The 17,714-nt window shown below is 70.4% G+C and carries 14 protein-coding genes; 7 read left to right on the forward strand and 7 right to left on the reverse strand.

Features of this window, described 5'->3' with window-relative positions; translation table 11 throughout:
* Positions 1-668: 668 nt before the first annotated feature.
* Together ACIBVL_RS18495 and ACIBVL_RS18500 are read left to right on the forward strand one after the other, a co-directional pair.
* Positions 669-1,094 carry a hypothetical protein gene (locus ACIBVL_RS18495; RefSeq protein WP_399098246.1) on the forward strand — a complete coding sequence of 142 codons (426 nt, stop codon included), beginning with the start codon at positions 669-671 and terminating at the stop codon, positions 1,092-1,094.
* 281 nt (positions 1,095-1,375) lie between these two features.
* Positions 1,376-2,227 carry a phosphotransferase enzyme family protein gene (locus ACIBVL_RS18500; protein WP_399098442.1) on the forward strand — a complete coding sequence of 284 codons (852 nt, stop codon included), beginning with the start codon at positions 1,376-1,378 and terminating at the stop codon, positions 2,225-2,227.
* Positions 2,228-2,416: 189 nt separating this feature from the next.
* On the opposite strand, the gene glmM is transcribed toward ACIBVL_RS18500, so the two are convergent.
* The 3 genes from glmM to rplM all read right to left on the reverse strand — a co-directional run bounded on the left by glmM (position 2,417) and on the right by rplM (position 4,952).
* Positions 2,417-3,775 carry a phosphoglucosamine mutase gene (gene glmM, locus ACIBVL_RS18505; protein ID WP_399098247.1) on the reverse strand — a complete coding sequence of 453 codons (1,359 nt, stop codon included), beginning with the start codon at positions 3,773-3,775 and terminating at the stop codon, positions 2,417-2,419.
* A 176-nt stretch (positions 3,776-3,951) separates the two neighbouring features.
* Positions 3,952-4,464, reverse strand: coding sequence for a 30S ribosomal protein S9 (rpsI, locus tag ACIBVL_RS18510; protein WP_399098248.1), 513 nt, complete (start codon positions 4,462-4,464; stop codon positions 3,952-3,954).
* Positions 4,465-4,508: 44 nt separating this feature from the next.
* Positions 4,509-4,952, reverse strand: a complete 444-nt coding sequence (rplM, locus tag ACIBVL_RS18515) for a 50S ribosomal protein L13 (protein WP_137303147.1) — start codon at positions 4,950-4,952, stop codon at positions 4,509-4,511.
* A 324-nt stretch (positions 4,953-5,276) separates the two neighbouring features.
* On the opposite strand from rplM, the gene ACIBVL_RS18520 reads away from it, so the two are divergent.
* From ACIBVL_RS18520 to ACIBVL_RS18540, 5 genes are all read left to right on the forward strand, one after another.
* Positions 5,277-6,152, forward strand: coding sequence for a hypothetical protein (locus ACIBVL_RS18520; protein ID WP_399098250.1), 876 nt, complete (start codon positions 5,277-5,279; stop codon positions 6,150-6,152).
* 84 nt (positions 6,153-6,236) lie between these two features.
* Entirely contained in the window at positions 6,237-7,490 is a 1,254-nt protein-coding gene (locus ACIBVL_RS18525) for a cellulase family glycosylhydrolase (RefSeq protein WP_399098251.1), read from the forward strand.
* Between the two features lie 138 nt (positions 7,491-7,628).
* Positions 7,629-8,930, forward strand: a complete 1,302-nt coding sequence (locus ACIBVL_RS18530; protein ID WP_399098252.1) for a lipopolysaccharide biosynthesis protein — start codon at positions 7,629-7,631, stop codon at positions 8,928-8,930.
* Entirely contained in the window at positions 8,927-10,087 is a 1,161-nt protein-coding gene (locus tag ACIBVL_RS18535) for a glycosyltransferase family 4 protein (protein ID WP_399098253.1), read from the forward strand. Before ACIBVL_RS18530 ends, ACIBVL_RS18535 begins: the two co-directional genes overlap by 4 nt.
* Positions 10,084-12,477: a glycosyltransferase gene (locus tag ACIBVL_RS18540; RefSeq protein WP_399098255.1), complete on the forward strand. Its 2,394-nt coding sequence runs from the start codon at positions 10,084-10,086 to the stop codon at positions 12,475-12,477. Before ACIBVL_RS18535 ends, ACIBVL_RS18540 begins: the two co-directional genes overlap by 4 nt.
* A gap of 76 nt (positions 12,478-12,553) precedes the next feature.
* On the opposite strand, the gene ACIBVL_RS18545 is transcribed toward ACIBVL_RS18540, so the two are convergent.
* From ACIBVL_RS18545 to ACIBVL_RS18560, 4 genes are read right to left on the reverse strand one after another with little or no spacing between them, the layout of a single operon-like run.
* Positions 12,554-13,639 carry a glycosyltransferase family 4 protein gene (locus tag ACIBVL_RS18545; protein ID WP_399098256.1) on the reverse strand — a complete coding sequence of 362 codons (1,086 nt, stop codon included), beginning with the start codon at positions 13,637-13,639 and terminating at the stop codon, positions 12,554-12,556.
* Positions 13,640-13,689: 50 nt separating this feature from the next.
* Positions 13,690-16,161, reverse strand: a complete 2,472-nt coding sequence (locus ACIBVL_RS18550; RefSeq protein WP_399098257.1) for a DUF2206 domain-containing protein — start codon at positions 16,159-16,161, stop codon at positions 13,690-13,692.
* Positions 16,158-17,252 (reverse strand): glycosyltransferase family 4 protein, encoded by a 1,095-nt coding sequence (locus tag ACIBVL_RS18555; RefSeq protein WP_399098258.1) that lies wholly within the window; start codon positions 17,250-17,252, stop codon positions 16,158-16,160. The genes ACIBVL_RS18550 and ACIBVL_RS18555 overlap by 4 nt, the downstream gene beginning before the upstream one ends.
* Before the next feature lie 23 nt (positions 17,253-17,275).
* On the reverse strand, positions 17,276-17,713 hold the full coding sequence (locus tag ACIBVL_RS18560; protein WP_399098259.1) for a hypothetical protein: 438 nt from the start codon (positions 17,711-17,713) through the stop codon (positions 17,276-17,278).
* Position 17,714 lies beyond the last annotated feature (1 nt).

A 17,714-nucleotide genomic window follows, 5' to 3' on the forward strand; every position in this document is an offset into this window, starting at 1 on the left:
CACCGGCCTCGCAGGAGGCCGCTGCTCCCGCAAACAGGTTCTCCAGCCGCGGCAGCGTCTCTTCCACGGCGCCGAACCGTCGGCCGTACGAAGGTCGGCGCTGACCGATTGCCGTCGAGTACGTCATGTCGGGGTTTCCCAGTACTTCCAGCCGGTCTCGGAGGTGGGCAGAACGGTACTTCTTCCAGGTCACCTTGTAGCCCCATGCACCGTACTCCAGGTGCCCGTACTTGCTCAGAGGCGGATACGGTTCGCCGGGCCTCAGCCGACGACGGTCAGCCACGACGGCGAGGTGGGCCCTCCACGCCACACACCCGTCCTGACCGCAGGTCTCCGCCTACGTAAGTGATTACGTGTTTTCCCCGATGCCAGGAAGACATGCGGCGAAGAAGCTCGTTCACGAGCCGCGCGTCGGCGCAGGCTGGACGCCCTGGGGCCCTTCACTATCGAGTCGGAGCCGATTCAGCCGACCGCCGCGTCGTCGGCCGGCGATCAGCACCGGAGAGGTACAGGGAAGGCAACGCGTGAACCGTCAGCACATGGAATTCCACGCCTCGTGCGGGCACTTGATCTCGGCCACGGCCGACCGTGCTGGGCAGAACGTCCGTTGCCCCCACTGTGACCGGGTGGTCCCGGCTCCCGCCGCCGATGTTCCGTACGCTTCGCCCGTGCTCACGCCCGGCTCTGTTCCCGGGCCGACCACGTCGGTGGAGCCGGCCGCCCTGACCGCCCTCTACCTGACCGCCCTCATCGCCGGTGTGCTGGGGGCCGCCTGTGTCTATCTGGTCATGTTCAACGATCTCGACGAGTCCGAACTGGTCACGATCACTCCGCTGTGGTTCTTCCCGATCGTCTTCGGCCTGTACGGCTTCGTCTCCCAGCGGCTGTTGCGGCGTATCTCCGCGGGACACGCGGGAACTCTCAGCCAGGCCGCCCGTATGTCGATAGACGTGGCCGGCTTCTGGGCGCTCCCGGCGCTCTTCCCGTTCCTGGTGCTGAGATGGCGCAACTCCCTGCTCGTGTCGCTGGCGGCCGCCGTCTTCTGGGCCGTACTGCTGTGGTTCTTTTTCGCAGCGGTCTTCCCGACCCTCTGAGCGCGGTCACCGCATCACCCGGCGCAACGAAAGAAGCACCGATGCCCGAGCTCCGGCGAAGTGCGACACCGCCTGCACCCAGGTGACCGTACCGCGCAACGCCGACTGCACGGCTGACCACGAGCAGCGGACGATCCACATCGGGGCTCGTACGCAAGGTACCGACGTGGGCGGCGGTGGCGATGCCGAACGGATAGGCCGTCAGCCGACGACTTGGTAGGGTGCGCGCGGTCGCCGCTTTGAGAGTCATGGCGGCGCTCACGGGGAGGGACCAGTCGACGATGCAGGCGTCAGAGGTCCCGCGTGCGGTGGCCGCGGCCATGTCGACCGCCTCGTCGCTCGGCCTGACAGTCGACGACGCGACCGTTCTGCATGACTCGAACAAGCTCACTCTGCGTCTGCTGCCTTGTGACGTCCTGGCCCGGGTGGCACCTGTGGCGCAGCAGGTCGCACGGTTCGAGCTCGAGCTTGCTCAGCGGCTCGTCGCGTCCGGGTGCCCTGTGGCCGCCCTCGAGCCTCGAGTGGAGCCACGCGTCCATGAACGTGATGGCTTCGTGGTCACGCTGTGGACCCACTACGAACCCGTGACACCTCGAGAGATCTCACCGGCCGACTACGCCAACGCCCTCGAGCGGCTGCACGCCGGCATGCGCACGCTCGATGTCCCGACGCCGCACTTCACGGATCGAGTCGAGCAGGCTCGGCAACTCGTGGCGAACCGCGACCGCACTCCGGCGCTCGCCGAAGCGGACCGGGAGCTGCTCGGCGACACGTTGCGAAGCCTGAGCCATCTGATCGGCGAGCGCGGCGGCGCCGAGCAGCTGCTGCACGGCGAGCCGCACCCGGGCAACGTGCTCACCACGCACAACGGGCTGCTGTTCATCGACCTCGAGACATGTTGCCGTGGGCCCGTCGAATTCGACCTCGCCCATGCGCCCGAAGAAGTCGGCGAGCACTATCCGGGCGTCGATCAGGACTTGCTGCGCGAGTGCCGGGTCCTCGTGCTGGCGATGATCACAACGTGGCGCTGGGACCGGGACGACCAGCTCCCCGACGGCCGTCGGCTGGCCACCGAATGGCTCAGCCAGATCCGAACAGCACTCGATCGCGACGGCCTGGACACCCATGACTGATCTCGGACCTTCGAGGCCGTGGCGGGCCGGACGAGCGCCGGCGCGTGAGATCGAGCAGGAGCCGCTCGGCGGCCTCCGCCGCCACGCAGTCGGGAAGTCGACGTGACGAGTCCCCGGCTCGAGCGAAGCCGAGCCGGGGGAAAGGGCGTGCCGGGGCCCGCCTCTCCGGCATGATCCGCCGGACAGGTCCTAACCCAGCGCCGACTTCACCACATCGGCCAGCCGGCCGGCCACCGACCGGGCCTGATCGATGTCCGCGGCCTCCACCATCACCCGCACCAGCGGCTCCGTACCCGACGGCCGCAGCAGCACCCGCCCCGTCGCCCCCAGCTCCCGCTCGGCCTCCGCAACGGCGCCCGCGAGCTCGGCCGAGTCGGCGACACGCGTCCTGTCGACATCAGGCACATTGATCAGCACCTGAGGCAACCGCTCCATCACAGAAGCCAGCTCCCGCAGCGACCGCCCGCTGTCGGCGACGCGTGCCGCGAGCATCAGCCCGGTCAGCGTCCCGTCCCCCGTGGTCGCGTGGTCAAGGATGATCACGTGCCCGGACTGCTCGCCGCCCAGCGCGTACCCGTGCTCCTTCATCTCCTCCAGCACGTACCGGTCGCCGACCGCCGCCTGGACGAGCTGAATCCCCTCCCGTTCCATGGCGAGCTTGAAGCCGAGGTTGGACATGACGGTGGCCACGACGGTGTCGGCCCGCAGCACCCCCCGCTCCCGCATGGCGAGAGCGAGCACGGAGAGAATCTGGTCCCCGTCGATCTCGTCGCCCGTGTGATCCACGGCGAGGCACCGGTCGGCGTCCCCGTCGTGCGCGATACCGAGGTCGGCACCGTGCTCGACGACGGCCGCCTTCAGCTTCTCCAGGTGCGTCGACCCGCACCCGTCGTTGATGTTGAGCCCGTCCGGCTCGGCCCCGATCGTGACGACCTCGGCCCCGGCCCGGGTGAAGGCCTCCGGCGAGACCCACGCAGCGGCGCCGTGCGCCTCGTCGAGGACGATCTTCAGCCCGTCGAGCCGGTTCGGCAGTACGGCGATCAGGTGCGCCACGTACCGGTCGAACCCCTCGTCGTACGACCGCACCCGCCCGACCCCGGACCCGGTCGGCCGCTCCCACGGCTCCCCGCGCCGGTGCTCCTCGAACACGGTCTCGATCTTGTCCTCCAGTTCGTCGGCGAGCTTGTGGCCGCCGCGGGCGAAGAACTTGATCCCGTTGTCGGGCATGGCGTTGTGGCTGGCGGAGAGCATCACACCGAGGTCGGCGCCGAGCACTCCCGTGAGGTAGGCGACGGCGGGCGTCGGCAGCACGCCGACCTTCAGCACGTCCACGCCCGCGCTCGCGAGGCCGGCCACCACGGCGGCCTCCAGGAACTCCCCGGACGCACGCGGGTCCCGTCCCACGACGGCCACCGGCCGGTGGCCCTCGAAGGTGCCCGCCTCGGCCAGCACATGCGCCGCCGCGACGGACAGACCGAGCGCCATCTCGGCCGTCAGATCCGCGTTGGCGATACCGCGCACGCCGTCCGTGCCGAAGAGTCGTCCCACTTGTCCTCCTGAGGAAGCGTCAGTTACCGAAAGGCGCATTTCACCGGATAGCGGCATCCGGTCACACAAGCATTTGAGCACCTTGTGTCGTTATACGCCCCCGATTGCGGTAAAACGAACGCCCCGACAGCACTGTGGAGTGCCGCCGGGGCGTTCGTACGAGCAGGCAGCGAAGCTTAGCGCTTGCTGTACTGCGGGGCCTTGCGGGCCTTCTTCAGACCGGCCTTCTTGCGCTCGACAGCACGGTCGTCGCGCTTGAGGAAGCCGGCCTTCTTCAGGGCCGGGCGGTTGTTGTCGACGTCCGCCTCGTTCAGCGCGCGGGCGACACCGAGACGGAGCGCACCGGCCTGACCGGAGACACCGCCACCGGCGATGCGGGCGACGACGTCGTAACGGCCCTCGAGCTCGAGAACCTTGAACGGCTCGTTGACTTCCTGCTGGTGCACCTTGTTCGGGAAGTAGTCCTCGAGGGTGCGACCGTTGATCTTCCACTTGCCGGAGCCCGGGACGATCCGGACGCGGGCGATGGCGTTCTTGCGACGGCCCAGGCCGGCGGCCGGCTGCGGCTCGCCGAAGCGGGAGGCCAGGGACTCCGAGGTGTACTCGCCCTCGACGGGGACCTCGGACTCGGTGGTGTAGCTGTCGATGTCAAGCTCTTCGAGCGGCTGCTCGGCAGTGGTCTCGGCCACGGTGATTCCTCAGATTCTCTTGGCTCGGGTGGGTCTGGCCGGTGTTACTGCGCGACCTGGGTGATCTCGAACGGCTGCGGCTGCTGCGCGCCGTGCGGGTGCTGGTCACCCTTGTAGACCTTCAGCTTCGAGAGCATCTGACGGCCCAGCGAGTTCTTCGGGAGCATGCCCTTGACGGCCTTCTCGATGGCCTTCTCCGGGTTCTTGTCCAGCAGCTCGTCGTAGCGGACGGAGCGCAGACCACCCGGGTAGCCGGAGTGGCGGTACGCCATCTTCTGGGTCCGCTTGTTGCCGGACAGGTGCACCTTGTCGGCGTTGATGATGATGACGAAGTCACCGGTGTCGACGTGAGGGGCGTAGATCGGCTTGTGCTTGCCGCGCAGGATGGAGGCGGCAGTGCTGGCGAGACGGCCCAGGACAACGTCCTGAGCGTCGATGACGTGCCACTGGCGCGTCACATCGCCGGGCTTGGGGCTGTACGTACGCACGGTTCGTAGCCTTCGCTTCTTCAGTGAATGGTCCTGACAGGTCACCGAAGACGATCACGACAGCCCAGACCGCACTGCGGTGACGCAAACCGCGTGCTGGTCGCTGGTCATCGGCCCGGTGGACCGGTGTAAGGGCCCGTCCCGTGAGAATGAGCAAGCCAATACACAACGAAGATGCAGGATACCCGTGCCCCGCCGATCGGGTCAAAACGAGGCCCCGGGACCCTCTGGACGACCGAGTTGTGCGCCGGTGCCGGAATGCTCCCCCGGGGGTCGCGGCCGAGACACACCGGCACCCCATGCCCCCCGTCTAAGATGCGGCGCATGAGCTATGGGCAGGGGGGACCTCAGTCCCAGTGGGATCCGTGGAAACCGAACTCCCAGCAGCCGTGGAGCGGCGGCAGTGACGGCGCCAGTCCGGACTGGGCCGCGCTGGCCGAGGCGTCCGAGACGCGCAACAGGCGCCGCAAGCTGCTGTTCATAGGCGCGGGCGTGCTCGCCACCGTCGGCATCGGCACGGCCGTCGCCATGGCCGTGGTGAACGCGGGCAGCGGGAACGAGGCCAACCGGCCGACGGCCTCCCTGCCCGCGACCGCCGACCTGCCGAGCGCGTCCGGCACCCCCTCCTTCGCGCCGACCAGCGCCCCGCCGCCGCTGAACCCGAAGGAGTTCGTCGCCAGCAAGGCCAAGGACAAGGCGGCCAACAGCCCGGACCTGATGTTCCCCGGCACGCAGCTGACCATGGGCTCGAACGTCTACAAGAAGGGCCCGACGGCCGACTCCACCACCTGCGCCGGCGGCAGCCAGGGCACCCTGCCCAAGGTCCTCGACACCAATGACTGCACCCGCCTCATGCGGGTCACGTACACCAAGGGCAACATCGCGGTGACGGTCGGCGTGGCCGTCTTCGACACCGAGGCGCAGGCCCTCAAGGTCAAGAGCCAGGCCGACAGCAAGAGCATCGTCAAGGCCCTCACCGGCAAGGGCGTGAAGGCCTTCTGCAACGGCGCGATCTGCCGCTCGACGACCAACTCCTACGGCCGCTACGCCTACTTCACGATCACCGGCTTCACCGACGGCAAGGACGTGACCACGAAGGACACGGCGGTCTTCACCGCGGGTGACGACCTCGCCGACTTCACCTTCCAGCAGATCAACCGCCGCGGCCAGGCCCAGGCGTCGGCGGCCGCGAACAGCTGATCCGTCCCACCACGCCACTGCGGCCACATAGTCACCGCCATCCTCCCTTCCTTCACAATTGACCTCATCCATTAAGGTGCCTCCATGCCGAGAGCACCCATACGCGGTGACGGAGCTGATATAGAGCCTCCCGTCATATCCCGCCGCCCTCTGCTGAGAGCCCTCCTGACCGCTCCGGCGCTGATCGCGCTGGGCAGCGGATGCTCCACGGCTTCCAGCAGCACGTCGTCCGACTCCGACGAGTCCACCGGGCCGTACGAGCTGCCTTCGGCGGCCGCCCCGGCGGCCGAGAAGCGCAAGAAGCCCGTGGACTTCGGGCTCGCCTACAGCGACACCCTGCCGTGGATGACCGACGCGGATCTCGGTCAGGCGCTCGACGACGCCGTCGATCTGGGGATCACCTGGATCCGCGCCGACCTGGCCTGGACGAACATCCAGCCCGACGGTGAGTCGCAGTACCTGTGGGAGCGGTTCGACCGGGTGGCCCGCGCCGCCCAGAAGCGGGACCTGAAGGTGCTCGCCACGCTTGGCTACACCCCTCAGTGGTCCCGCGACCTCGCGTGCGCGTCCGAGGGCGCCACCTGCCCGCCCGCCAGCAACACCCGCTTCGCCCAGTTCGTCGGTGAGGCGGTCACCCGCTACTCGGCGATGGGCGTGCACACCTGGCAGATCTGGAACGAGCCCAACATCAGCAGCTTCTGGCCGGGCGGCGCCGACCCCGAGCGCTACGCGGAGATGGTCAAGAAGACCTCCAAGGCCATCCGGGCCGCCGACCCCGACTCCTTCGTCCTGATGGGCGGCCTCGCCAACGCCGCCACCACCAACAGCAAGCGCCAGACCGCGGCCGACTTCCTGGACAACGTGCTGCGGCTCGGGGTCGGCGACCATGTGGACGGGGTCAGCTTCCATGCGTTCTCGCACGGCGTGCTGCTCAGCACGAAGACCGGTGAGAGCCCCTACGAGCGGATCACCGGCATGCGCCGCAGCCTGACCTCGGTCCTCGCCCAACACGAGCGCAGCGATCTGGAGGTCTGGATCACCGAGACGGGCGCCCCCACCCACGGCCGGGGAGCGATCGCCGACAGCGACCAGCCCGGCGTCGAGACCAGCCATGTCACCCCCGCCCATCAGGCGCGGATCGCCACCGACATGGTCAAGGCCGCGGACGAGCTCACCGCGGTCACCAAGGTGTTCTTGTACGCCCACCGCGACATGAAGGCGCCCGAGGCGAACGCGGGGACCTGGGCGTACTACGGACTCATCGACTACGCCGGCGAGCGCAAGCCGGCGTTCGACGCCTATCGGGACGCCGTCGCGGCGTACCGGGCCAAGAACTGACGGCCGCCGACCCGGGCGGGGGGACCGACCCGGGCGGCCGTTCACACCATCGAGGCCGCCGGTAGCACCGGCGGCCTCGGCGCTACCACCATGTGGGGGGAAACGTGAGCCTCGCGCTCCGCCATCGACGGGCCGGCCGTGCCGAGACATAGCCGTCCCAAGCAGGTGCACACCGTCTACCGGAACTCGTTCTTCGTACTGGCCACCACGGCCACCACGGCCGCGCTGGGCTTCCTGTTCTGGGTGGTCGTCGCGCGCTTCTACAGCCCGGCCCAGGTCGGCATCGCCACCTCGCTCATCTCGGCGATGAGCCTCATCTCGTATCTGGCCCAGTTCGGCCTCAACAGCACGCTCGTGCGCTTCCCCGCCGCCTCGTCCGACCGCAACGCCCAGCTGACGCTGGCACTGTGCGTGGTCGCCGGGGCCGGTGGCCTGCTGGCGCTCGGCTATCTGGCGGGGCTGCCCCTGTACGGCGAGAAACTGCTCTTCGTCCGCGACAACCCGGTCGCGGTCGCGACCTTCGCCGCGCTGTGCGCCTTCGCCGCGCTGAACCAGCTGGCGAAGTCGGTGTTCACCGGGGCGCGCGCCCCGGAACTCAACGTCCTGTCGGACGGGCTGACCCAGGGGGTCACCAAACTCGCCCTGCCGGCCTTCCTGACCGGACTCGGCATGTACGGGATCGTCGGATCGACCGGGGCCGGATTCGCCGCCGCCGTGCTGTGCGCGCTGTTCCTCATGCGCCGCCGGCTCGATTTCCGCTTCGAGCTGCGGGTCGGCGGCACCCGGCTGCGCGAGCAGTTCACCTACTCCCTGGCCAGTTACCTCTCCGGACTGCTGAACCTGCTGCCGCAGCTGGTCCTGCCGCTGATCGTGCTGCACCACCTGGGCGCCGAGGCGACCGGCTACTTCTACGTCGCCTTCCAGATCGCGGCCCTGCTCAACGCGATCGCCTACTCCGTCGGCGAGGCGCTGTTCGCCGAGGGCTCGCACGACCCGAGCCAGCTGCCCATGCTGCTGCGCCGCACCGCCGTGATCATCGCGGCCGCCCAGACCCCGGCCGCCGCCGTGGTCGCGGGAGGCAGCGGGCTCATCCTGTGGGTGTTCGGGTCGCAGTACTCGGACGCGGCCCGGCCGCTGCTGATCGCCTGCGCCATCGGTTCGCTGGCCGTCGCGCTCTCCGCCTGGGCGAACTTCGCCCTGAAGATCACCCGTCAGCTGCGCCAGCTCATCGTCAACAACGCGGTCTTCGCCGTGGTGACGATCTCGCTGGCACTGCTGTGGGCCCACCGCGGCCTGGTCTGGATCGGCTGGGCCTGGGGCCTGGGCAACCTCGCCTCCGGGCTGGTCGCGCTGACCGCTCTGCTGCGCCGTCGGGGCGGTCGGACGCCCCGTGAACCCCATGTGCAACCGCCCGTTCCCGCCGACCGGACATCATCATGAAACTGCTGCACGTCATCAACATCGGTCACGAGGCGGGCGGCGCGGAACGCAGCGTCCGCCTCATCCAGCAGGGCATGACCGCCCGCGGCCACGAGATGCGCACCGTCGCCACCACCCTCAATTCCGAGGGCCACGAACTCTTCGCGGACGACCTCGTCCCCGCCATCGAGGGCAGCGCACCCCAGCGCTTCCTCGGCTACTTCTGGCACCGCGACGCCCACCGCCGCCTGACCCGGATCATGGACGAGTTCCAGCCCGACGTCGTCCATCTGCACACCATCGGCGAGTTCAGCCCCGCGGCCCTCGCGGCGACGGACCGCTGCCCGCAGATCCTCACCCTGCACGGGCCCGAGGACTGGACGCTGGAACTGCTGCGCTGGAACCTGCACTCCGCCACCCGCGGTGAGCGCCTCTCCCTGTCGGACCAGGCCCGCTACCTCTACCTGCGGTTCCTCCAGCGCCCCGCCTACCTCCCGCGGCTGCGCCGCCTGGACCGGGTCCTCGCGCCCAGCGCCTATTTCGCCGACCTCGTCCGCAAGGACGTCGGCAAGGTCCCCGTCCACGTCCTGCCGAACGGAGTACCCCGTACGGCGATGCCTCAGCCGGTGAAGGAGGGCGGCGCGCTGCTGTACGTGGGGCGGCTGGAGAGGGTGAAGGGCGTGCACGTCCTGCTGGACGCCTTCCGGCTCCTGCTCGCCGCGCTCCCCGGGGCCACGCTCGACATCGTGGGCGACGGCGCCGACCGGGCCGCCCTGGAGGCCTCCGCCGCCGACCTCGTGGCTGCCGGACGGGTGCGCTTCCGGGGCTGGGTCTCGCCGGACGCCGTGAGCGGGGCGCTCGCCGCCTCCTCGGTGGTGGTCATCCCGTCCGTGTGGCCCGAGAACTTCCCCACGGTCGCCCTGGAGGCACTGCAGATCGGGCGGCCGATCGTGGCGTCCCGGGTGGGCGGGCTGCCGGAACTCGTCGGCGAGGACAACGGGGCTCTGGTCCCCGCGGGCGACGCCCCCGCACTGGCCGAGGCGCTGCGCCCCCTCGTGGGCGACCTGGAGCTGCTGCGCCGGCTCGGTGACGGCTCCGCCGCCCGCGCCGAGCGCTACGACGTCGAGCGGTTCCTCGACGCGTTGGAGAACCATTACAGAGAGGCCACCAGCCGGTGAACGTCGTCATCGTCAACGCCTTCGAGCGCGGCAACCGCGGCGACGCGGCGCTGCTCAGCGTCGCCATCGACCAGGTACGGGCCGCCTACCCCGGCGCCCGGGTCCGGATCGCCGGCTTCGAGGAGCCCGCGGAGCACGCGGAGTTCGACGGCGCCGAGAACCTGGGCTCCATCCGGCGCCACGTCGGCAAGGAGGACGCCGGCCGTGTCACGCGTATCACCGGCAAGCTGCTCGCCACCCTCCTCGGTCTGCTCGCCGCGCTCCCGGGCGGCGGCCTGCTCGTCCGGGCGGTCGCCCGGCTGATGCCGGCGGAGATCCGGCGCGAGGTCCGTGCGCTCGCCGAGGCCGACCTGGTGCTGTCGCTGGGCGGTGGGTACCTCCGCGGCACCAAGGACTTCCCCTCCGACCTGAGCGTGGCGTTCCTGCTGCTGCCGTTGTGGCTGGCCCACCGGCTCGGCACCCCGATCGTCCTGGGCCCCCAGTCCTACGGACCGTTCCCCACCCGTGTGCAGCGGGTGCTGATGCGCCGCGTGCTGCGCCACGCCCGGCTGATCTCGGTCCGCGAGGACATCAGTGTGCGCCGGCTGACGGAGATCGGGGTGCCCGACCGGAACATGGAGCGCGGGATCGACAGCGCCTTCGCCTTCCGGGGGCAGTCCAGCAGACCCTGGCGCACGGAGCTCGGCATCCCCGCCGGGTCCCGGCTGGTCCTGGTCACCGCCCGACAGCATCTGCCCGAGGCCCCGCAGACGGCGTACGAGTCCGCCATGGCCGCGACCATCAGCCATCTGCTGGCCGACCCCGACTGCCATGTGATCCTCGTACCCCAGGTGACCTGTGCCTTCCAGGACGACGACGACCGCATCGTCAACCGCCGTATCGCCGCCCAGGTCGACAGCGAGCGGCTGTACCTGGTCGACGACGCCTCCCTCTCCCACCACGACGTCTTCGCCCTGTACGGGGAGGCCGACCTGATCCTCGGCACCCGTTTCCACTCGGTGATCTTCGGTCTGCTCTCCGAGGTGCCGTGTGCGGCCATCGAGTACGACCACAAGACCCGGGGGATCATGGAGGACCTGGGCCTGGGGGAGTGGGTGCTCAGGATGGACGAGGTGCGCGCCGACAACCTGATCCCGATGGTGGACCGGCTCGTCGAGCAGCTGGCCGGATACCGGGCCCACCTGCGCTCCGTCCTGCCGGCCTACCGGGCCCGCGCCGAGGAGTTCACCGACCGCCTGCGCTCCGTCGTCCCCTCCCGAGCGGGGCAGCGCACGGTGGCCGTCGTCTCCTCGTACTACCCCCCGAAGATCGGCGGCGTCGAGAACTACGCCGCCCGCATCGCCGAGGGCGTCGCCGCCGAGCCGGGGATGCGGGCGGTCGTGCTGACCACCAACACCGAGGGCCGGCGCACCCGGGTGAGCGTCGAGAACGGCGTGAAGGTGGTGCGCCTGGGCGCGTGGCTGAAGCTGTCCAACAGCCCGATCAACCCGCTGTGGCCGCTCCAGGTGCGCCGTCGGCTGCGCCGGGAGCGCGTCGACGTGGTCAACGCGCACGCCCCGGTGCCCGGCCTCGCTGACATCGCGGTGTTCGCGGCGAAGCGTCGGCCCACCGTGCTGACGTACCACGCGGGCACCATGCACAAGCAGGACGCCGGCAACGGCCTGGCGAACCGGATCATCGCCGTCTACGAGCGCTCCGTGCTGCCCCGGCTGATGGCCCGGGCCACCGTCCCCGTCGCGGTGGCGCCCGGATCGATGGCGTACGGCCGTCCGCGCGCCCAGGAGATCCCGCCCGGCGTCGACACCGAGCGCTGGGTCCCCGGCCCCCCGCCCTCCGAGCGGCCGCCGGTCGTCGTCTACGTGGGCCGGATGGACAGCACCTCCCGCTGGAAGGGCGTCGACCAGCTGATCCGCGCCTTCTCGTTGCTGACGGACCTGCCCGAGGCACGGCTGAAGCTGATCGGCGGCGGCGACGACGTCGACAACCTGCTCAAGCTCGCCGCCGAACTGGGCGTCGCCGACCGCGTGATCGCCGTGGGCGAGCTGCGCGGCCGGGAACTCGTGGACGCCGTGGGGCACGCACGGGCCGGGGTGCTGTCCTCTGTGAGCGACTCCGAGTGCTTCGGCACCGCTCTCGCCGAGGCGCAGGCCTGCGGCACCCCGGCCGTGGGCACGGCCGTCGGCGGGCTGCCCTTCACGGTGGCCGACGGCGAGACCGGCTTCATCGTGCCGCCGCGCGACCCCGCGGCGCTCGCGGGGGCACTGCGCGCCCTGCTCACCGACGATGAGCTGGCCGACCACATGGGGCGGGCCGGACGCGCCCGCGTGGTCGAGAAGTACGACTGGCCGCTGCTGACGAAGCGGTACAACGAGCTGTTCCGCTCGCTGTGACGGCCTCGCCGTAACGGCCGCTGTCACAGCGAAGGGGGGCGGGACCTGAGTCCCGCCCCCCTTCGCTGCTTCGTGTCTAGGCCTCTTCGTAGGCCGCCACGAGCGCCTCCGCATGCGCGTCCCACGAGAACGCGGTCCGCGCGTACCGCTCCGAGTACTTGGCCATCTCCGTGCGCAGCGAGGCGTCCGCGGCCAGCCGCGACAGCTCCGCCGCGACCGCCTGCGGATCCCGCTCGGCGAACACGAACCGGTCCGTGTCGAGCCCGTACGGCGCATAGCCGGGGTCGGGCGTGGTCACCACCGGCAGACCCGCCGCCATCGCCTCCTGCACCGACAGCGGGAAGCCCTCCGCCACCGAGGGCAGCACGAACATGTCGCAGGCCCGGTAGAGACGGGCCAGCCGCTCGGGCGACAGCGCACCGACGTAGTGCACGCCCTGGCCGCCGTCCAGCGCGGAGGCGTCGCCACCGCCGGCGAGGACGAGGTCGAAGCCGGTGCCGCGTTCGCGGGCCGCGAGGGCGACGTCGTACCCCTTCTTCGGGACGAGCCGCCCCGCGAACAGGGCCAGCGGCCGGTCGAGGGGAAGCCCGAACTCGGCCCGTATCTCGCGTCGCTCGAGGGCGTCCCGGCTCGGCCGGTACAGCTCGGTGTCCACCCCGTTGGGCAGATGCCGCATCCGCTCCGGCGCCGCGCCGTGGCCGCGGACGAAGTCGGCGACCCGGGCGTTGAGGGTGAACACGGTGCGCGCGCCCCGCCAGATGCGTGCCCCCGCCAGCCGGTACACGGCCCGCTGCACCGCGGTGACCAGCGCCGACGGATGGTCGACCAGCTCCACGTGCTGGGTGACGAGCCAGGGGCGGCGCGCCCGCCGGGCCGCGCGGGCCGCCGCCCAGGACGTCAGATAGAAGGTGTCGTGGATGTGCACGACATCCGCCCACCGCGCCCAGCGCCGCGTCTGCCGCGGCAGCTGCGGCCCGAACAGTGGGAAGGGCACCCCGAAGCGGGACTCCAGCCCGTTCCAGGCGCGCACCCGCACGACCCGGACGCCGTCGTCGCCGACGGTCTCGGACGCCCGCTCGCCCGAGGTCACCACGGTGACCTCCAGCCCGAGCGCGGCCAGTCGACGCGCCTCGGCCTGGACGACGCGCTCGATCCCGCCCATGTGCGGAGGATAGAAGTGACAGACGAGCAGCACTCGCCGCACGGAACCGGTCACCGCAGCACCACCGAACCGCCGTTGTTGTACACCAGGTCCTTCTTCTTCTCCACGAGCGCCCGCGGGAACTCGTACGTGATCCGGTCACCCCGATAGAAGATCGACACCCGTCCGGTCCGGGCAGGCGTCGTGCCCAGCAGCAGGTACGCCTCCTTGGCCAGCCACACCGGGGTGGTCACGCCCTTGGCGTCGGACGCCATGTACGGCTTGAGCCGGGTGTACGAGAAGCTGTCCATCTGGATCGGCGTCGCGTCCTCTTGCGCCCGCTTCCAGGCGTCCAGCCAGAGCGCGGCCTGCACCTCCTGGCCCTGGGTGTAGTAGATGTCGTAGTAGTCGCCGCTGTTGGACAGCTGGATCTGCGCCGGGTAGCCGCCGAGCACCTTCGGCATGACACCCACCAGGTTCAGCAGCAGACAGAAGGTCAGCACCGCGCCGAGGACCTCCTTGCGGCGCGCCCAGCGCAGCACCCACAGGGTGCCGGCGGCCAGGAACGGGGCGAAGAAGAACAGCCCCTGCTGGAAGGCGCGCAGCACACCGTAGTCCACGGACAGCTGCGGCACGACGGTGAAGAGCACGACCGTGCTCAGCGCGGCCCAGGCCATGGTCGCCTGGTCCCGGACGGCACGGAACGCCGAGCGGCGGGCCCGGAGCACCACCCAGATGCCGAGCACGGTCATCAGCTGGAAGAAGTAGGCGACCGCGCCCCGCACCGCGCCGTTCAGCGACGGCACCGGAATGCCCACGGCGTCCAGGATCCGGCCGAGCGGGGTGAGCGGCATGTCCGCGCTGGACACGGCCGTCCAGTCGATGCCGTCGAGTTCCTTCTTCGTCAGCAGCAGGTTCGCACGGTCCTTGGCGGAGTCGGCCTCCGACTCCTTGACGAACTGCTCCAGGCGCTGCTGCGCCGACAACTGCTCGCCGCCGAACAGGCTGTAGCCGGTGTCGGAGGAACCGGACTGGTTCTTGCCGGGCGAGATCAGGTCCGAAACCGCCGTGGCCACCGTCTCGTGCAGTTGGCCGCCGGTGTGGGTGACCGGGCCGGCCCAGACCACGGCGGCCACCGCCGGCACGAGCACCATCCACCACTGGAGGAAGCTCAGCATGCGGTCCTCGCGCCGTCTGCGCCGGAACCGGTCCCGGCCCCGCCGCGACACCAGCCGCCACACCTTGTCGTAGGCGAGTGCGAGCGTCAGCGTCCCGATCACCACGTACGCGGTCGAGTAGTGCGAGAGGACCACCCCGACCAGCAGCACCACGAACAGCACCCGCCGTGCCCTCCGCGGGCCCCGGCTGTCGGTGAGCACCACGATCGCGCTGCCGAGCAGGACGAAGGCGATCGCCTGCCGGCCGAGGAACACCATGTCCGTCAGGAAGGTCGGGAAGGCGACGAAGAAGACCGCCGCGAGCAGCGACACGGAGCGCGGGGCCACGCTCCGCACGGAGCGGAACAGCATGACCGGGGTGACGGCGAACAGCGCCGGGATGATCGCCTTGAAGATGTAGATGTCGTTGATGCCGGTCAGCTGGCGGATGCTCACCGGAAGCAGGGTGATGCTCAGACAGGCGTTGTAGGCGTGCCGGTAGGTCGACACGTCCCAGTACTCGCCGCCCAGCGCCATCCGGTAGAACAGGTACTCGGTCTGGACGTCGTGCCCGGTGATGAACCAGCCGCGCAGCGAGGCCAGGAGGAGCAGCGCGAGCGCCGCCATGTACAGCCCCGTCTCCAGGGCGGTCAGGTGGTACTTGCCGCGCTTGACGGACAAGAGCAACAGCAGCAGGCCGCCCAGCACACTCGCGACGATGCTCACCGACCCGCCGTATCCGTTGTTCAGACGGATCGTTCCCGCGATCGCGCACAGCAGGGTGACCGCCCCCGCGGCGGACGCCATGCCAAGGCCGGGGGTGGCGCGGGCCAGCGCCCACAGCCGCGTGGGCCCAGTGCGTTCGTACGGCGCGTACCGCCGGCGGAACCACCACAGGACGCCGATGCCCAGCGCGGTGGCAGCCGTCAGCGACTCGGTGGTCAGCGGCCGGTCCACGCCCACCCAGGGCAGCACCGTGTTGACAACGAGCGCCGTCAGCATGTCCCCGATGAGGACCAAACCGACCGAGACCAGCGTGCGGCCGCTGCCCGTCGGCACGATCCGCCCGGCGAGCGGACGCCACAGTTGCAGCGGGGCACCGAAGAGGAGATACAGGCCGGCCGCGAGACGCACGAGCGGTGGCGCGACGGACAGCAGCACCGCGAGGGTGGAGAGCGCGGAGGCGATCAGCACCGCGCCGTCCGTCACCGCGAACCGGTTGTTCCTCCGGCGGCGGTCGGCCCGTGGACCGGTCCTTGTGCCGGTCTCCGTATCGGTTTCCGTCCCGGTCTCCGTGTCGGTCTCCGTGTCGGTTTCCGTCCGGTGCTCCCGGGGGTGCGTCACGGCGGTCAGCGCGAGTGTGTTGTCGTCCGTCTCGATTGTCATGCCAACGCCTCGGTGTAAACCTGCTCGACGCGCTCGGCCACCCGGTACCACGACAGTCCCGCCGCGGTGCGGGCGCTGCGCGCGGCCAGGTCCCGCCACAGGTCCACGTCGGCGGCCAGCTCGTCGATCCGCCGCGCGAGTGCTGCCGGGGCGGGCGCCGCGAGCAGTCCGGTGCCGTCGACCAGTTCACGGTTGCCGGGCACGTCGGTGGCGATGACGGGAAGCCCTGAGGCCATCGCCTCCAGCAGCACGAGCGGCATCCCCTCCTTGTCGGAGGGCAGCACGAAGGCGTCGCTTTCGGCGTACGCCTTCACCAGGTCGTCCCCGTACAGCGCCCCGGCGAACTCGATGTTCCGCAGCCCGAGCCGGGCCGCCTGCTCCACGAGCGGGGCGCGGAGTTCGCCGTCGCCGACGATCCGCAGCCGCACCTCCCCCTGGACCAGCGCCATCGCGTCCAGCAGCCGGGCCACGTTCTTCTGGATCTGCAGCCGTCCGACGAAGAGCAGGCGCAGGGGCCGCGCCGGAGCGGTCCGGGGTTCCCGGAAGTACTCGTGCGCCACCCCGTTCGGCACGATGTGCAGTCGCTGCCGGGACACCCCGTACCGCTCCACCAGGAAATCGGCCATCTCCTCGGTGAGCGCGACCACCGCGGCGGCCCGGCGCAGCACCCGGCCCAGGAAGTGCTGCTTGTACCAGGGAAGCAGCCGCCCGAGCGGGCCGCTGGCGTCCACGTCGAGATGGAAGTGGGCGACGTACGGAACCTGCCGCAACGCGGCGACCGCGGAGACGAGTTCCGGCACGAGGGCGTGCGCGATGTGCAGGTGCACGATGTCCCCGGGCCGCGCCTTGGCCAGCTGTACGGGCAGCAGCGCGGAGACGGCGGTGTTGGCCACCTCGACCGCGGGCAGCCGGTGCACCCGGACGCCGTCCTCGACGCTGTGCCGCGGCAGGTCGGAGGTCCGCAGCCCCGTGGTGACCACATGCACCTCGTGCCGGTGGGCGAGTTCGCGGGACAGCTGCGCCACCACGCGCTCAAGCCCGCCGAGGGCCGGCGGATAGTAGGGGGTGACCTGAATGATTCTGCGCCCCATACGCGGGGGCTCCTTCCCCGCGCTCATCCGGCGCTCTCAAGATGGCCGAGCACGTACTCGGACCGGCCCGCCACCGAGATGCGCAGCGCGTCGGCACCCTCGGCCTTCGGCACGGAGACCTGCACGACGCTCGCCTTCCCGCTGACGGCACGCACCGTGGCCCATCCGGTGGCGATCGGCTTGCCGTCCCGGTCCGCCTCGGCCTTGAGGACGAAGGTGCCCGGCCCGGGCTGGGGCGCGCCGTCCTCCCGCTCCTTGGCGGACGGCCCCGGGGACGACAGCGCCCCATGCGAGGTGAAGGCGACCTGCGCCTGAAGCTTCGTGCCCGCGTAGGAGGGGAGCTCGATGAAGTAGAGCTCCAGATAAGGGCGGTCCTGGCGGGTGAAGGACTTGGCGAGTTCCTCACGGACCGCCGGAACCGACCACGCCGTGATCAGCGCGGCCACCAGCGCGACCGCCACC

Source organism: Streptomyces sp. NPDC049687 (assembly GCF_044465285.1).
Classification (GTDB): domain Bacteria; phylum Actinomycetota; class Actinomycetes; order Streptomycetales; family Streptomycetaceae; genus Streptomyces.

Coding starts and splice junctions, on each gene's coding strand:
- ACIBVL_RS18500 (WP_399098442.1), top strand. CDS start 1,376: ATGCAGGCGTCAGAGGTCCCGCGTGCGGTGGCCGCGGCCATGTCGACC.
- ACIBVL_RS18520 (WP_399098250.1), top strand. CDS start 5,277: ATGAGCTATGGGCAGGGGGGACCTCAGTCCCAGTGGGATCCGTGGAAA.
- ACIBVL_RS18525 (WP_399098251.1), top strand. CDS start 6,237: ATGCCGAGAGCACCCATACGCGGTGACGGAGCTGATATAGAGCCTCCC.
- ACIBVL_RS18535 (WP_399098253.1), top strand. CDS start 8,927: ATGAAACTGCTGCACGTCATCAACATCGGTCACGAGGCGGGCGGCGCG.
- ACIBVL_RS18545 (WP_399098256.1), bottom strand. CDS start 13,639: ATGGGCGGGATCGAGCGCGTCGTCCAGGCCGAGGCGCGTCGACTGGCC.
- ACIBVL_RS18550 (WP_399098257.1), bottom strand. CDS start 16,161: ATGACAATCGAGACGGACGACAACACACTCGCGCTGACCGCCGTGACG.
- ACIBVL_RS18555 (WP_399098258.1), bottom strand. CDS start 17,252: ATGGGGCGCAGAATCATTCAGGTCACCCCCTACTATCCGCCGGCCCTC.